The sequence below is a fragment of the Bacillus sp. D48C genome (assembly GCF_053345735.1).
In genome coordinates this window covers 218,717-235,050 of the sequence record NZ_JBKFAQ010000002.1, presented here as the reverse complement: position 1 = coordinate 235,050, position 16,334 = coordinate 218,717, and the positions used below count along the sequence as shown (strand labels likewise).

18 protein-coding genes are annotated in these 16,334 nt (G+C 34.5%); 10 read left to right on the top strand and 8 right to left on the bottom strand.

What is annotated here, in order from left to right:
* Positions 1-3: 3 nt before the first annotated feature.
* Positions 4-930, bottom strand: coding sequence for an aldo/keto reductase (locus tag ACLBXA_RS06295; RefSeq protein WP_000559372.1), 927 nt, complete (start codon positions 928-930; stop codon positions 4-6).
* Between the two features lie 284 nt (positions 931-1,214).
* Between ACLBXA_RS06295 and ACLBXA_RS06290 the strand changes: the two genes are divergently transcribed.
* From ACLBXA_RS06290 to dltD, 6 genes are all read left to right on the top strand, one after another.
* Positions 1,215-1,571 carry an FtsB family cell division protein gene (locus ACLBXA_RS06290; protein ID WP_001228728.1) on the top strand — a complete coding sequence of 119 codons (357 nt, stop codon included), beginning with the start codon at positions 1,215-1,217 and terminating at the stop codon, positions 1,569-1,571.
* Between the two features lie 260 nt (positions 1,572-1,831).
* Positions 1,832-2,158: a DUF3870 domain-containing protein gene (locus ACLBXA_RS06285; protein WP_000271314.1), complete on the top strand. Its 327-nt coding sequence runs from the start codon at positions 1,832-1,834 to the stop codon at positions 2,156-2,158.
* A 186-nt stretch (positions 2,159-2,344) separates the two neighbouring features.
* Entirely contained in the window at positions 2,345-3,406 is a 1,062-nt protein-coding gene (locus ACLBXA_RS06280) for a dipeptide epimerase (protein ID WP_017763261.1), read from the top strand.
* Positions 3,407-3,446: 40 nt separating this feature from the next.
* The gene (locus tag ACLBXA_RS06275) at positions 3,447-4,448 is read left to right on the top strand and encodes a C40 family peptidase (RefSeq protein WP_017763260.1); all 1,002 of its coding nucleotides are present in this window, start codon (positions 3,447-3,449) and stop codon (positions 4,446-4,448) included.
* 19 nt (positions 4,449-4,467) lie between these two features.
* Entirely contained in the window at positions 4,468-6,090 is a 1,623-nt protein-coding gene (locus ACLBXA_RS06270; RefSeq protein WP_000758265.1) for a peptide ABC transporter substrate-binding protein, read from the top strand.
* A 339-nt stretch (positions 6,091-6,429) separates the two neighbouring features.
* Positions 6,430-7,611: a D-alanyl-lipoteichoic acid biosynthesis protein DltD gene (gene dltD / locus ACLBXA_RS06265; protein ID WP_000782293.1), complete on the top strand. Its 1,182-nt coding sequence runs from the start codon at positions 6,430-6,432 to the stop codon at positions 7,609-7,611.
* A gap of 40 nt (positions 7,612-7,651) precedes the next feature.
* Here dltD and ACLBXA_RS06260 read toward each other — a convergent pair whose 3' ends face one another.
* Together ACLBXA_RS06260 and ACLBXA_RS06255 are read right to left on the bottom strand one after the other, a co-directional pair.
* On the bottom strand, positions 7,652-7,876 hold the full coding sequence (locus ACLBXA_RS06260; protein ID WP_000558692.1) for a hypothetical protein: 225 nt from the start codon (positions 7,874-7,876) through the stop codon (positions 7,652-7,654).
* Between the two features lie 168 nt (positions 7,877-8,044).
* Positions 8,045-8,650: a DedA family protein gene (locus ACLBXA_RS06255; RefSeq protein ID WP_000952913.1), complete on the bottom strand. Its 606-nt coding sequence runs from the start codon at positions 8,648-8,650 to the stop codon at positions 8,045-8,047.
* A 277-nt stretch (positions 8,651-8,927) separates the two neighbouring features.
* On the opposite strand from ACLBXA_RS06255, the gene ACLBXA_RS06250 reads away from it, so the two are divergent.
* The gene (locus tag ACLBXA_RS06250; protein WP_017763259.1) at positions 8,928-10,043 is read left to right on the top strand and encodes an HD domain-containing protein; all 1,116 of its coding nucleotides are present in this window, start codon (positions 8,928-8,930) and stop codon (positions 10,041-10,043) included.
* A gap of 63 nt (positions 10,044-10,106) precedes the next feature.
* Complete coding sequence (locus ACLBXA_RS06245) at positions 10,107-10,580, top strand: GNAT family N-acetyltransferase (RefSeq protein ID WP_206776795.1); 474 nt, start codon at positions 10,107-10,109, stop codon at positions 10,578-10,580.
* A 205-nt stretch (positions 10,581-10,785) separates the two neighbouring features.
* Here ACLBXA_RS06245 and ACLBXA_RS06240 read toward each other — a convergent pair whose 3' ends face one another.
* The gene (locus tag ACLBXA_RS06240) at positions 10,786-11,550 is read right to left on the bottom strand and encodes a DUF1836 domain-containing protein (protein WP_000447231.1); all 765 of its coding nucleotides are present in this window, start codon (positions 11,548-11,550) and stop codon (positions 10,786-10,788) included.
* A 258-nt stretch (positions 11,551-11,808) separates the two neighbouring features.
* Here ACLBXA_RS06240 and ACLBXA_RS06235 point away from each other — a divergent pair, with 258 nt between their 5' ends.
* The gene (locus ACLBXA_RS06235) at positions 11,809-12,258 is read left to right on the top strand and encodes a hypothetical protein (protein WP_000914478.1); all 450 of its coding nucleotides are present in this window, start codon (positions 11,809-11,811) and stop codon (positions 12,256-12,258) included.
* Positions 12,246-12,554: a YxcD family protein gene (locus ACLBXA_RS06230; RefSeq protein WP_000447759.1), complete on the top strand. Its 309-nt coding sequence runs from the start codon at positions 12,246-12,248 to the stop codon at positions 12,552-12,554. The genes ACLBXA_RS06235 and ACLBXA_RS06230 overlap by 13 nt, the downstream gene beginning before the upstream one ends.
* Positions 12,555-12,578: 24 nt before the next feature.
* On the opposite strand, the gene ACLBXA_RS06225 is transcribed toward ACLBXA_RS06230, so the two are convergent.
* The 4 genes from ACLBXA_RS06225 to ACLBXA_RS06210 form a co-directional block, all read right to left on the bottom strand.
* Positions 12,579-13,814 carry an NAD(P)/FAD-dependent oxidoreductase gene (locus ACLBXA_RS06225; RefSeq protein WP_332277415.1) on the bottom strand — a complete coding sequence of 412 codons (1,236 nt, stop codon included), beginning with the start codon at positions 13,812-13,814 and terminating at the stop codon, positions 12,579-12,581.
* Positions 13,811-14,143, bottom strand: coding sequence for a (2Fe-2S)-binding protein (locus tag ACLBXA_RS06220; protein ID WP_001080019.1), 333 nt, complete (start codon positions 14,141-14,143; stop codon positions 13,811-13,813). Before ACLBXA_RS06220 ends, ACLBXA_RS06225 begins: the two co-directional genes overlap by 4 nt.
* Positions 14,140-14,412 (bottom strand): (2Fe-2S)-binding protein, encoded by a 273-nt coding sequence (locus ACLBXA_RS06215; RefSeq protein ID WP_000182619.1) that lies wholly within the window; start codon positions 14,410-14,412, stop codon positions 14,140-14,142. Before ACLBXA_RS06215 ends, ACLBXA_RS06220 begins: the two co-directional genes overlap by 4 nt.
* A gap of 108 nt (positions 14,413-14,520) precedes the next feature.
* Entirely contained in the window at positions 14,521-16,182 is a 1,662-nt protein-coding gene (locus tag ACLBXA_RS06210) for a sigma-54 interaction domain-containing protein (RefSeq protein WP_081143711.1), read from the bottom strand.
* Positions 16,183-16,334 lie beyond the last annotated feature (152 nt).

The window sequence follows — 16,334 nt, the reverse complement described above, 5'->3', positions numbered from 1 at the left end:
TTTTTATATTGAATGAATATAGTTAAGCTCTTCATCACTCAAAATAGGGCGAACAGATGCATTTGCATTTTCTTGTGCTTGCGTTCCTGACTTCGCACCAGGAATTACAACACTTACTGCCGGATGAGAGAGTACATAGCGAAGTGCAAGTTGCCCTAGGGTCTGATTTTTTTTTGAGAGCAACCGAAGTTTCTCTACGGTTTGTAAGTCTTCTTGAAACCAAGTTTCATTTGGCCAATCTTTGCGTAAATCTCCATCTGGAAAAATTGTTTTATTTGTAAATTTTCCAGTTAAAATGCCCATTTTTAATGGACCACGAATAACAGCCCCTAGATTTTTCTCTTGTAAGAATGGTAATATATCTTTTTCTGGTTTTCGATTTAATATATTGTAATCAAGTTGTACGATATCAATTTCGTTGTTGTTATTGAAATGATGAATGTATTGTAAATCATGAGTCGAAACACCGACTGCTCTTACTTTGCCATCACGTTTTAATATGTCAAATGCACGTAGAAATGCTTCTGTTTCTCTACGATTATGCCACCAAATATGACAAAAATAAAGATCAATATAATCTGTTTGAAGACGTTGTAAACTTGTTTCAAATACGGCGATGATTTTTTCAGGAGTATCATATACAGGAACGCCATTAGTGTCGTAGTGATGTCCGATTAAACCACCTTTCGTTGATAGTATAATATCATTACGATGTCCTTTAATCGCGGTAGCCACCAACTTTTCACTATGTCCTAAACCATACACATCCGCAGTATCAATAAAATTCACACCACACTCAATGGCTTTTTTTATAGCAGTTATAGATTGTTTATCGTTAACAGGTCCCCATTCATCACCACCGATTGCCCATGCCCCAAAACCTATTTCAGAAACAGTTATTCCAGTGTTACCTAATGTGCGGTAATGCATATTTCCCCTCCTTGTAAGCATGTTATAACATGGATATGTAGGGAAGGAATTTTGTGTGTGAAAAAACTCTTCTACAATAGTAGAAAAAGAATTACAGAAACTACTATTTTATAGCAGCATGTATAAAAAAAATCGGTGTAAATATGGAAATGTCGTCGAATGCTATCTTTAATTGGTTAATTTATGGGATATTTTTGTGAAGGAGTTTATTTTATAAGAATAGAATTTAGTTTAGTAAGAAAACGTGCCGATGGTAGTGAAAAATATGGGTTAGGGGGATTTGAATGAGGAAACTCAAACGAGTAAATGTTCCTAATATACCAGAGCAGTTATCACAACCTAGTGACAAGCGTAGGATAAATAAAAAGAAGTTAAGGCGACTTATTTTAATGGTCCTTTTTATTGCAGCAACTACTCTGTACGTTCAATATATTTTAACGAAACAACAAGAAGTAATTGATAAGAAGAAAGGTACGATTACGGATCAAAAGGAACAATTAGTATCTTTAAAGAAAGATAAAGATTCTTTAAAGACTAACATAGAAAATTTAACAGACGATGAGGAAGAAATTTTGAAGTTTGCGAGAAAAGAGTATCAATTTTCTAAGTCAAATGAAACTATATTTGTGATGCCCAAGTAATGAAAAAAATAGTTAGCCGTCGCTAACTGTTTTTTTTATGTATGAATGTAATGGTACAAGGAATAATCACATATTGTAAAAATGAAGAGTTTAAGCTATTTTCATAGATATGGAATATGCACTAAAATAAATGTTGTTAAAATTCTGTCAATTATATTATAATACAAGGTAAGCGGATATATTTTTTAATCAACGTTGAGTTCCTCGCTCATACGACTATTAAGAAACCCGTTATCCTCGTATACGAAAGGAAGATAGCTGTGTACGCTTCAAATACAATTTATATCGTAGGGGATGCGAAAGCACCTCAAAATAATCCCATTACTGAAAAGTTTAAAAGCTATTTCGTAGCATTTGTACTTGTTAAGGATACAGGGGAAATTGTAGATGCAGACTGCTCAGCGACAATTGCATTAACATCTCAATTTGTTAAATATTTATTTCTACATAAAAATATAAATGACCCGGCGTTAGTAATGGAAGTAAAGAACCGATATTTCGGCTCTTCTCAAAAAGCGTTACTTGTAGCGCTAAAAGATGCACAGAAAAAATATAATCAGATTGCTGCTTTGTCTACTCAATCATAGACAAAATCCAGCCGTAAGAATCATTCTTATGGCTGGATTTTTTTATTTCACATTATCATCCTACATCAAAAGTAAACGGAAACAAAGTAGAGAGATAGGAGAGTAAATGCCCAATAGGTTTACTTAATAATCTGTGGGTATAAATCTCCGGTGGATTAAAATTTCACTTCATTGGAGAACGAAAGGATGAACAAAATGAAAATTACAGATGTAAAAGTAAATCGTAGACGTGTAAAACTTCATACACCGTTTAAAACCGCGCTTCGTACTGTAACAGAAATTGAAAGTATAGATGTTTATATTCATACAGATGAAGGAGTGATTGGTAAGGGAGCTGCAGCCGCAACGCCAGTTATTACGGGTGATTTCACCAGTGGAATAGTAGAAGCGATTTTAGGACCGATGCGTTCATGTTTAATTGGTCAAGATATCATTCAGTTTCAGCAGTTACTACAGCGCATTCAAATGAGTTGTATTAGAAATTCAAGTGCGAAAGCAGCGGTAGATATCGCTTTATATGATGTATATTGCCAATATCAAAAGGTGCCGTTATATGCATTGTTAGGCGGGAAGAAAGAAATTTATACGGATATTACAGTGAGTGTGGATGAGCCTGTATTAATGGCAAAAGAAGCGAAGAAACATATAGAAAAAGGATTTCAAACATTAAAGATTAAAGTGGGTAAAGAGGCGCATTTAGATTTGGAACGTATTGAGGCAATTCGAAATGTGGTACCAAGAAATACGACATTACGTTTAGATGCGAATCAAGGTTGGAGTCCAAAAGAAGCGGTCTCTATCATTCAAGGGATGGAAAATCGTAATTTAAATATAGAATTTATTGAACAACCAGTACACGCGAAAGATTGGGATGGGTTAAAGTACGTCAAAGATCGTGTGCAAACGCCAATTATGGCCGATGAAAGTATATTTTCAGCAAGTGATGCATTAAAGCTCGTTCAAGGAAGATATGCAGACTTAATTAATATTAAATTAATGAAATGTGGTGGCATACGTGAAGCATGGCGTATTGCAGATATCGCAGAAACAGCTGGTGTGAAGTGTATGGTGGGAAGCATGATGGAATCTTCACTTTCCGTTAGTGCTGTTGCGCATTTAGCGGCAGCGCATCCTAATATTCATTATTTTGATCTTGATGCACCGCTTTGGTTAATGGAAGAGCCGGAAGGAATGACTTATTCTGGATCAAAGGTAAACCTTCAATCGACAGTGAATAGTAAGTCTTAGGAGAAGAGACTAGTAAACTATTTTTTTTAGGGGGATATATATGAAAAAAGTAGGAACTGCATTTTTAACAACTTTATTTATATTTTCATCGTTTACATCGGCAAATGCTGAAGAAAAGAAGGATAATAAAGCATTTATAGATGTATCTGCTGCAACGTTATGGACAGCACCTGATGCATTAAGGCCAATCGATACACCGAGTGCAACAAATCCAGTGGATCTATGGAAATGGACGAAATCAATGACACTTGACGAGAAACTATGGTTAACAAATGCAAATAAATTAGAAACACAAGCGTTACTCGGTCAAGAAGTAACTGTTATTGATAAGAAAGGCGAGTGGGTGAAGGTATTAGTGCATGGACAGCCAACGCCACGAAATGAAGAAGGTTATCCGGGCTGGATGCCTGAAAAGCAATTAACATATAATCAAGAATTTGCAGATAAAACAAATGAACCTTTTGTGTTAATAACAAAGCCAACAGCGATTTTATATATAAATCCTTCTGAAAAACATAAATCACTTGAAGTCAGTTATAATACAAGACTGCCGCTATTAAGTGAAGACACAATTTCATACCGTGTATTGTTGCCAGATGGTCAGAAAGCATGGCTACGAAAAAATGATGGAACAGTTTACCGCTCTCAAACTGATATTCCAAAACCGACCGCTGATGATTTAATTAACACAGGGAAAATGTTTTTAGGTTTACCGTATATATGGGCTGGTACAAGTGGTTTTGGATTTGATTGCTCTGGCTTCACGCATACGATCTATAAATCGCACGGCATTACAATTCCGCGAGATTCTGGACCGCAATCAAGAGCAGGGGTTGCAGTTGATAAAGAAAACTTACAAAAGGGAGATTTAATTTTCTTTGCACATGATCAAGGGAAAGGTAGTGTCCATCACGTTGCAATGTATATTGGTGATGGCAATATGATTCACTCACCAAGAGCTGAAAGGTCGGTAGAGATTATACCACTAAATACACCAGGATATATAGAAGAATACGCTGGTGCTCGTCGTTACTTACCTTAAAAATAGAGGGGGTTTTTAAATGAAAAAAGTTGTTCGTTACTCATTAGTTAGTACTCTATTAGTTTCTTCATTTTTAGTTGGCTGCGCAAAAGAAAAAACTACAACAAAGCCGAAAGATGAAAAGAAAGTATTACAGTTACTAGAAACGGGTGAAATTCCGTCGTTAAACTCAGTGAAAGTCACAGATGCAATCTCGTTTAACGTTTTGAATAACGTAATGGAAGGACTATTCCGTCTATCGAAAAATGATGAAGTAATTGAGGCAGGCGCACAAAAATATGAAGTGAGTAAAGATGGAAAGACATATACATTTCATTTGCGTGATGCGAAATGGTCAAACGGAGATCCAGTAACCGCTCATGATTACGTATACGCTTGGAAGCAATTGATTAATCCAGATACCGCTTCTCAATATGCATACATTGCGTACGATGTGAAAAACGCTGAGAAGATAAATAAAAAACAACTAGGTCTAGATGAATTAGGAGTAAAAGCGAAGGATGATAAAACGTTCGTCGTAGAGCTAGAACATCCTGTACCGTATTTTACGAAATTATTAATTTTACCATCCTTCTATCCAATTAACGAAAAATATGCGAAAGAGCAAGGTGATAAATACGGATTAGAAGCAAATAAAGCGGTATATAATGGACCATTTACATTATCAGAGTGGAAGCATGAAGCTAGCTTTACAATGAAGAAAAACGATAAGTATTGGGATAAAAAAGAAGTGAAGTTAGATGAAGTAAACTATCAAATTGTAAAAGAAATTTCAACTGCGGTAAATTTATATGAAACAGATAAAGTTGATAGAGCTGTTATTTCTACAGAATTCGTGGATAAATATAAAAATAATAAAGAGCTAAAACAATATACAGATCCAGTTATGTACTTCTTCCGATTTAATGAAAATGTACCGATTCTTAAAAATAAAAATGCACGTCTTGCGCTAAGTACAGTTTTTGATAAGAAAGGACTTGCGGATTCATTTTTAAATGATGGTTCGGTTGCTGCAAACTATTACGTACCAAAAGGATTTTTAAAGGGACCAGATAAAAAAGATTTTAGAAGTACGGCAGGTGAGTTTAATAAAACTGATGTAAAAAAAGCGAAAGAATATTGGGAAAAGGCAAAGCAAGAAACAGGTACAGATGAAGTGACGTTAGAACTATTAAATTATGACTTAGAAAACTTTAAAAAAGTTGGAGAGTACATTAAAGAGCAGCTTGAGAAAAATTTACCAGGTTTAAAAGTGAATGTGAAATTGCAACCACATACGCAAAAATTAGCACTAGAGAAGAAGAAAGAATATGAAATGTCGTTATCACGCTGGTTACCGGATTATCCAGATCCAATGACTTACTTAGAAGTATTCCTTTCTGGAAGTAGTGTTAATAATACAGAATATGCAAACCCAGAATATGATGCGTTAATTAAGAAGATTAAAACAGAATTAGGTAATGATGAAAAGGCTCGCTGGAAAGCAATGCAGGATGCTGAAAAAATGCTACTTGATGATGCAGTAATTGCACCGGTATTCCAGCGCGGATTATCTTACTTACAAAAACCATATGTGAAAGATTTATATGTACATCAATTTGGTCCAGCTACAAGTTTAAAATGGGCAGATGTACAAAAATAAAAGAATGGGGAAACAGACTTCACGTATGTGATAGTCTGTTTTTTTGTACAGTTCCTAATGAAATATAGACATTTCATATGTTTTTTTACGACTTAAAAATAAAATTATTACTAAAATTCCAGTGTGAAATTTATGTAGAATCTTGTATAATTAACGTGTTTCTATGGAAACATTTTCTTGCGCTATTTCTATAGGATTTAATAGAACAAGGAAGGAAATACATACATGTATATAATAGACAAATAGAATGGAACATCATGTATAGAGAAAAAGGAGAGAAAAGATGGCGTGTCAAAGACAAGGGTTACAAGTTAATAACGATAGAAAGAGGGACAGAAGATGAAAATGAAGCATGCTTTTGGTCCTATAATTTTAGCGTGTGTGCTTTTTTTCATTATCATTCTAATCCCATCGAAAAGTTTAGTATCGCTTATTAGTGATAAGAAGGTAGAAGATGCGGCTACTTCTTTACAAAAAGAGAAATTACAAAGTGTTTTCTTACAGCAAAAAATGTTAGATAATTCACAGTATTTACCGATGTACGGTTCATCAGAATTTTTACGAATGGATGCATATCATCCGTCTAATTATTTCAAAGTAAATCCAGCTGGTTTTACACCGTTTTTAATTGGAACTGGCGGTACACAAAGTTTAGCTCATATTTTAAATATGACATCTACTATGGATGAATTAGAAGGTAAAAAAGTAGTCTTTGTTCTTTCACCACAATGGTTTACAAAGACTGGTGTATCACAAGGGGATTTCACTAATAATTTCTCCAAACAACAAGCATATCATTTTATTTTTAATGATGAGATAAATCCAGAAATGAAGAAGCAAATCGCGAAACGGCTATTAGATTATAAAGTTGTTCAAGAAGATGATATATTAAAAAATTCATTAGAAGGTATTGTATATAATGATACGAAACATAACATAAAAGCAGGTTTAGTTAAACCACTTGCTTATATGCATCGAAATATTTTAGATCATAGAGATTTATTTAACTCTTTATTTAAAATCGAACCGATGAAAGAGAAAACAAATAGCGGACTTCGTTCAATTTCTTGGGAAGACGCACGTAAACACGCAGAACAAGAAGGGAAAGCTGAGTCTACTACAAATACATTTGGAATTGAAAATCCGTATTATCATAAGAATAATCTGAAGAAAAAACTTAAAGGTTTAAAAAACTTTAGAGCAAATGAAACATATGATGAATCACCAGAATATAATGATTTACAAATTATTTTAGATTTATTTAAAGAGAAAAATGTCAAACCGCTCTTTATTTCTGTACCTGTAAATGGGCCTTGGTATGATTATACTGGATTCCCGAAAGAACGCCGTGAAGTGTATTATAAAAAAGTTCGAGAACAGGTTGAGAAAGCAGGATATCCAGTAGTTGATTTCTCTGGCCATGAATATGATAAGTATTTCTTAAAAGATACGATTCATTTGGGCTGGAAAGGTTGGATTTATTTTGATGAAGCAGTGCAGAAATTTTATTCTGAGAAATAAAGTATAGAAATCGGAATGGCTATGAGCCGTTCCGATTTTTTTAGTATAGAGGATTTTGGTGAGGACAATTTGGGAATGCATGTATATCTTGAACCTGTCTATAATCATAATGTTTCATTGCGAACTGAGCTTGATAAAGGTATTCATACACATATAATTGACCATCATGCGCTGAACATAATACGCCGGAAGTTCCTTGCCCATTTATGAAGGAAATACCGATAGGGCGTCCGATTAAGTATGGTATTTTTTGCTGCCAATGCATAGGGGAATCACTCCTTTTTGAGATAATATACGAAAGAAATGATCAAATGGTTGCTTATCCATGTAAATGTAGATGGAAAGGTGTTATATAATTCCTGAAGATTAATTCATATATAAATAAAAAACCGCTATAATTCCGAATGAATTTATAGCGGTTTTTATTATATTCTTAAGCGAGATTTTTACGCTTTTTTGTCCATTTTTTTATAACGAAGTATAAAAGTATAAGTACGACGCCACCAATTGCGAATGATTTCACATACGGACCAGCAATATCATTTATATTCTCCCAATTTTCACCTAGTTTTTCACCTAAATAAATGAAAATGATTGACCAAGGGATGATTGCGAGTGCTGTTAATGTAGTGAAACGTAGTAAAGGCATTTTTGTAATACCAGCAGGAATTGAAATCGCATGACGCACTACTGGAATGAAGCGTGCTGTAAAAATGACGCCAGTTCCGTAACGATTAAACCAATCTTCTGCAGCATCTATTTGTTTTTTATGTATGAAAATATATTTTCCGTAACGTTCTAATATAGGGCGTCCGCCGTATCGTCCAAGCCAATAAATAAAGATTTGAGCAATAACACCGCCAATTGTACCGAATACAACAGCGCCTATAAATGAGATACTTCCATTGAATACTAAGTATCCTGCATAAGCAAGGACAATTTCACTTGGGATAATTTCAATCATAAGTCCAAGCATAATGCCCCAATAACCTAATCCTTCAAAAAACGTTAATACTGAATGAATAAAACTACTTAACATTGTTGCACCTTCTAGTTTATGAATTTTTGAGTATAAGAACCTTTTATTTAATCACATAAAAGGTTCACTATATGTAGATTATACCTTATTTACATAGGGGATTGCTATTTCAATTCTTTTATGTCTCTCATAAGTATTATAGTAAAGGATATAAGCCGCGTTTTTATGAAGGGTTAATGAAAAGATTATTAAGAATTTCTCATATATCAATGATAATAGACTGAAAATTAAGTATAATGGTATAGGTCTTTCATTTACAAAAATAGGAGGAGAACGTATGTATATTACAGATCCGATTTATGGACCAATCTCTATTCGTGATAGAGATATCCTTCGATTGATAGATACAAAAGCATTTCAAAGGTTGACGCATATTAAACAACAAGGACATACTTATTTTTTACATGAGAACGCAATACATACAAGAGAAGAACATTCGATAGGTGTATATGTGCTAGTAAATAAAGTGATAGAACATCTTACTGAGATTCGTGACATACATTTATCGAAATATGAACGAAAGCTAGTATCTACTGTAGCCCTTCTACACGATGTTGGACATGGGCCATATTCACATTGTTTTCAGCAAATATCGGGTGAAGATCATGGTGAGTGGACGGTACGAATCATTCAAGAGGACGAAGAAATACGTACGATTTTAAATCAAACACCTAGATTATTAGATGATGTAACGAAAGCTTTAACAGAAGATGGAGTTTTTCCAATTATAGATGAGCTCTTATTTAATTCATTAGGAATGGATCAATTAGATTTTTGGAATAGAGATATATATTACTCATCGCTTGAATTAGAAGGTTTACAGATAGAAGAATTGATTGCTAACATGCGTTTAATTGACGGTAAACTTGTTATTGAAGAATCGGGAATCCCCTTCATTGAACAATTAATGAAAATGAAAGAAGGGCTTTACAATAATGGATTTGGCCACCCGTTTGTGATAGGAAAAGACATATTGCTGCAAACAATTTTTAAAATGATAGAGGAGAAAAATCTTTCGTTCTATACTCCTGAACTTCAAAACTTCTTTCATAACGGAGAGAAGTTAGAAGTAGAGGACTTTCTTCCGTTACAAGATGAAATCATTTTAAATGAAATAAAGTACTTTGCAAAATCAAAGGACGTACAATTAGCGACGTTAATTCAGCTTTATTTTTCAGAAGCCAAAAGTTTATCTTTTGAAAAAGGACTAGAGGGTGATTTTAAAAAGGAAAATAGCACTTTAGCAGTAATAACTGAGAAAAAGGCGTACAGTTCATATGTAGGTGGTATTTACGTCTATAGTGAGGGGCAGTTAGAGGATATTATAGAAAAATCCCCTTTTATTCAACAGATAGTGAGATTACCTAAAAAAGAATATGCATATTCTTTTTAAATTGGTTTGAAAACATAAAATAGATGGGGTGGAAATGTGAACTGGAAAGAACGTCTTCTATAATTGGATGATTTACCAATTATATTAGAATGGTATAACGACGAAGAATTACATAACATAGCAGATGTGAAACCATTTAAGCGATATACAATAGAAGAACTTCGGGAGTATTGGACTAAAAAATTAGCGCGGTCTTATGCAAGTTATCATGTAATAATAGTGAGAGATGAAGTAATAGGAAGAGTCGGATTAAAAAAGACGAAATATGATGATACCTATGTGATGGAATACTCTATTCTTATTGGCGTTTCGAATTTATATTCAAAAGGACTTGGAACAGAAATTACAAAGTATTTCATAAGTAAATCGTTTTTAGATTCCGATATACAAGCAGTTGTATTACAGGTAAGGGAAGACAACAAAAGGGCAATTCGTTGTTATGAGAAAGCTGAATTTAAAAAAGTAAAATCATATATAGAGAATGAAGTGAAAGTGTATGATATGCATAGAATTAAGAATGAGAAAATAGCACATTAAAAAAACAGTTAATTCTGAATGTAATGAGGGTTAGAGGGATATATGGAACCTTAAATGACACTACTTGTAGATATGCGTAATACTACGGCTTTATATGAAATGAAACTTAAATTTAAATAAATCAAGCAAGCATTTGTTGTATATTTGGAACAGATGGTTGCTTGTTTCCGTTATAAAAAAATAGAAGCATTTCTGCTCCTATTTTTTAAGGCTTCACATCTAAGTTCTGTAAAAATAACGTTGCTGTTACGTAACGCTTTGCTAACATTTGTACATAAGCGGTATGTACAGAAAGGGTCGCAATGATAATAGCGTTACGAATTGCTTCGCGTTGTTCGTTATTAATTTGATCGAACTTGCTTGCGATTTTATCAGCTTTTTCTTTTACAATGTTTTCAATTGTATGAACGGTATCTGTTGCATTTAATTGTAAGCAATTCCCTTGATTGAGTTCTTCAAATAGAGAAGAGTATGCTACATATAAATGAACAGGATTGATTAAATCATCACTTCGATCGGCTGGGTCATTTACAATAAGGCGTAATAGCTTACGAATGGATTCAAAATCAAGTGCTGTTTTTAAATCTTCGACAATAAATAGTAAGGCTGCTTGTTCAATTGAATATTTTTTCCCTTTTTGAGGAGAGCCAATCATTTCTTTTATATCTCGTTTCACCCAGTTTTGCATAGCAGTTACAGAGAAACTTGTGTTTTCAATCTGATTGCCAAGCGCAACTATTTCATTTAAAGAAAAACCGACATCAGTATCGTCAATTTTAATCAGCTTTTCAAAAATAGGTGAAAGTGCGGTAGTAATAAAAGCTGTAACGCTTTGTCCGCTTTCAATATCTTTTTTATGTGACTTTGCCCAAGCTTCTTGTAAAATACCGAGAGGCTTTTTCGTATTCCATCCTCTTAGTGATAGAAGAAGGGTAGCCATTTCGTTTCGTGTGAGATGAAATGTTTCCATCTTTTCACCTCCAAAATAATAAAAAGTTCTTATGAACTTATAATATGTTTTGTTTCATTTAAAGTCAATTCTGTTTTGCTTAAATTTTCCTTTGTCACCAAACTGTCGGAAGTAAATAATACTTGCATATTTCGACAAAAGTTCATATAATAAGTTCATAAGAACCTTTAAAATGTTCTTAAAAACAAATCTATCATTCTGAATTTACTAGAAAGATAGATTTCACATATATCTATATAAAAGGAGAATGGATATAATATGTTGAAAAAACTTGTAGCAGTAATGACAGCATTTATGGTTATCTTTGGGGCTAGCAGCTTTATGTTCGTAGATCATGCGGCAGCGAAAAGTTACAAATCTGGTAAAAAATCATTTACACCAAGTTCAGGTCAAAAGTCAAAAGTTGATTTAAACAAAAAAGACTCAAATGTAAATTCTCAAAAAACGACTCCAGATTCAAAAACGAAAGCAACAAATACAGCACCAAAAAGTAATAAAGGAAGCTTTATGAAAGGTTTATTACTAGGTGGTCTTGGTGGTTTACTAATGGGTAGCTTATTTGCAAATATGGGAGCTCTTGGTTCTGTATTAGCGTTTATGGTAAATATGTTAGTAATGGCTGGTATCGTAATGTTAGCAGTTCGTGCATTTAAATACTTCAAAGACCAACGTAAAAAGAAGGCAGATGAAGTAGCATGGAAACAATAAAAATTTCTGAACAAGAATTAATAAATGCGCTTTGCGTATATATAGCTGAAAAAAGACAAGTGGGTCCAGAAGAAGTGTTAGTTGAACTCATGTATGACGATGACTACGGTTTCTCTGCGGAAGTAGAGGTAAATGGTCGCCAGCAAATTTTAATTCAAGCAAACTTAATCGAAGCATTACGCTTATTGCTTGACAGAGAATATAATGTCAATTCATTCGCAGCGAGATTACAGCTTGAATTAGATGATGAAGAAGGTATTTACGCATTAGCGAAATTTAATAACTCGGATGAGTAGAGAAAAGAGCTGTTGAGAATAATCTCAGCAGCTCTTTTTAGTATGTGCATATGTAGAAGAATAATCACGCCAAATTTCATTCATCTTTCGTCTACCGATATCTACCATCGGATTAAACTGAATTGCAGCTTTCTGACGAACAAAGTGAACGTTTTGAATGGCGTGATATAATTGTTGGTCGACTATATCACGTTTTTTACTTGCATATTTAGCAATTGATAGACCTGCAACAGTTCCTTGCGCCATCGCAATTTTTCCGCTTTCAATGCCTGTAATATTGCCAGCTACAAATAAACCTGGAAGAGGGGTTTCCATTGTTTCGGAATGGAGAGGAACGTGTCCGCCTAATTCTGAAATGTAATGGAAGGGACAACCAGCTACAGCTGCAAGTTCGGCAAGTGGGTATAATCCCCCGGCAATACAAACAAAATCTGCTTCATATATTTTCTCTGATCCATTAATAACATTTCCTTTAGAGTCAATATTAGCAATACGTACACCTTCAACTTGATCTGTTCCGATAATTTCAAGAGCTGCTTTCCGAAGGTGAAGTGGCGTTCCGTTTATTTTCATTCCGCTGTTTGGATAGAATGTTAATCCAGCTTTTCGAATCCAATCATATTTCATAAAGTGGCTACCTATTCGTAAAATAACAGAAGGAGCGAGATGTGCTGCATTTAAAAGAGAGTTTAAAACTTCTTCAGGTTCACCAGCTTTTTGACTTAACTCGCTTTTTTCAGGGAGTACAATATGATCTACTTTAATTCCCGCTAATTGCAATTCACTTAAAATGGCGAAAGACAAAATGTTAGCACCAATAATGATTCCTTTTTTTCCAACTTGCACGCGATGAACATTTGTCATAACTTGAGCTGCTCCAATTGACATCACTCCTGGAAGTGTCCAGCCTGGAAGGGGAATAGAATATTCCGCAGCACCAGTAGCAAGTAGTACGAACGGTGCTTCTAACGTACCGATATTAGTATGTACAAACCAATTGTTTTCATCTTTATCTAAATTATAGACCGAAACACCGCACCTGATATGTACTGAAAGTGATTCTGCTTCTTCATGAAGTCGCTTCGATTCTTCTATTCCGTTCCACCATTCTCCAGTAGGCTCTTGATGCAACTGTCCTAACAATCTCCCGCCCGGCTTCATAAATTCATCAATAACGAGCACTTTTAGTCCGAAACGAGAACAAGAGATAGAAGCAGATAATCCCGCTGGTCCTGCACCAATGATAATTACATCACTCATCGTTTTTTCACCATCTCTCTCACGATATTCGGATGCTGTTTCCCGCTTTCAACAACCATGTTTTCTTCTACAACAGTTAAGCATGCGCGTACATTTGTTTGATTATTTACTGTCACGCGGCATTCGGAACAGTGCCCGATATTACAATAAATACCTCGCGGTGTCCCGCTATCTTCATGAACTCTTAATGTCCGTATTTCATTTGCTAACAGGGCAGCAGCTATCGTTTCATGTTCATATGCTTCGTATTGATGACCGTTAAATTGAAAAGTAATACGCTCACTACTTTGTAAAGTACCTAAAATAGGGTGATGTGTAATTCTATTCATTTACTTTCACCTACCGATCCAAAAGTAACTGCACGTATTGGTGGTTGATATTTTAACGGTAGTTCATTAAGAGTTACGTCAGGATTCGCATTTTCTATCATTCGATCTATCATTATTCTGCATGTGCGACCACCGCAAAATCCCATGCCAGCACGTGTTCTTAGTTTTAATTCTCTTGCCGAGCAGTTATATTCAGCAATTGTCGATTGAAGTTGTCCATATGTAACCTCTTCACAACGACAAACGATTAAGTTGTTTTTATTTGTCATATGTATTCCTCCTCTAGTTCGGTTTGCACAAATTATATATGCAAAAATCATGCCAATATAGAGGGGAGAGGGCTACCTATAAACGCCTGATTGGTGCATACTGATTCTTTATTGAAGTCCGAGTTTCTTTAAACGGTTATATAAAGTAGCCCTTGTTACGCCAAGTTGTTTTGCGCATTCTAATTTATTCCCATTTAAAATTCGTAAAGCCCTTTCAATAACTTTTTTCTCATGCTCATCCATCTCTTCTTGTAAAGAAAGGATTGTATTATTGTTGCTGAGTAATAGGGAATGAGCTGTATGGTTGTCTAAAGTTTCAGTCGTATGAAATGGTAAATATTCTTGTTTTATAATTCCGTCTGTTGCGAATACCACAAGCCGTTCAACAACGTTTCGAAGTTCGCGAATATTACCTGGCCAATTGTAATGAAGCAGTTCATACATAATGCTTGAAGGTAGGTCACGAATTGGTCGGTTATAGTTGATCGAAAAATCGTTTAAGAATGAGTATGTGAGTTCGATAATATCCTCTCGTCTTTCACGCAGCGGTGGAATATGCAGGCTAACTACATTTAAACGATAATATAAATCTTCTCGGAAAGTTCCTTTTCTCATTTCTTCTTGTAAATCCCGATTTGTAGCAGCGATAATGCGGAAATCAATATTAATTTCTTTTTCTCCGCCAACTCGGTAATACTTTCGTTCTTGTAGTACACGTAACAGTTTTACTTGCATATCGAGCGGCATTTCGCCAATCTCATCGAGGAATAAAGTACCGCCTTGTGCGAGTTCGATTTTACCTTTTTTCCCTTTACTATTCGCTCCAGAAAAGGCCCCACGCTCGTAACCGAATAATTCACTTTCAAATAAAGCTTCTGGAATTGCCCCGCAGTTAATCGAAATGAAAGGCGCCTTCGCTGCTTCACTTGCTTCATGAATTGCTTTCGCAAATACTTCTTTTCCAACTCCGCTTTCCCCAAGTATTAAAACAGTTGATTTCACCGAACAAACTTTTCTAGCTAATTGTATCGTTCTTTGTATAACAGGACTTTTCCCATTCATCGCAAGGAATGGATCGGATTCATCTTTATACTTTGCCACTTCTTGTTCTAAACGGTGCATTTCATGTGACATATTAAATAGTTTTTCATTTAAAGCGACTTGATTTGTAACATCTGTTTCTGAAACGACTGCTCCTATAATTTCATCATTACAATAAACTGGATTTGAATTAATTAATACGAATAAATCGGGACGAGGCTGATGGAACTGAGCGACTATATTTTTTCCATCATGTAAAGATTGTAAAATTTCCAAGTCTTTATAATCAAAAAAACGAGTAATCGGTTGCCCAATAATCTCATTATGGTTGACTGAAAATATTTTTTCAGCACCATCTGTCCAAGTTCGAACGCATTCTTTACTATCAATGACTGTAACAGAAGAGTCAGTTGTTTGTATTACGGTGTTATAAAATGACTGTAGTTCATTGTAGGACTTATAAAGAAATGGAATCATTTGCTGAGAGGTTATACAGAATATCGGCTCATCGTTTTCGTTAAGGATGATAACAGCTAATTCATAAGAAAAAGCGTCAATTAATGCAGTGAATGAGTCATCTACATAAATAATGGCGCAATTATATTCTTCTGTAGTAGAAGGGAGATAATAAAACCTTCCGTTTACTTGCTTAATGTGATTAAGGCTACATGTATGATCGATTAAAATACTTTCCAAAAACTCTTGTATAGTCGGAAATGAAAATGCCATAATATCCTCCCGTTATGTATAAAAAATTTGACAGTGATAAAAAAATAATACACCTATTTACTATAAATTTGAATTATTTTTACAAATAAAAATATTGTTTATGGAAATTGTATATGTGCAGAATTGGCACGTCAATTGCATAAAAGAAAGTG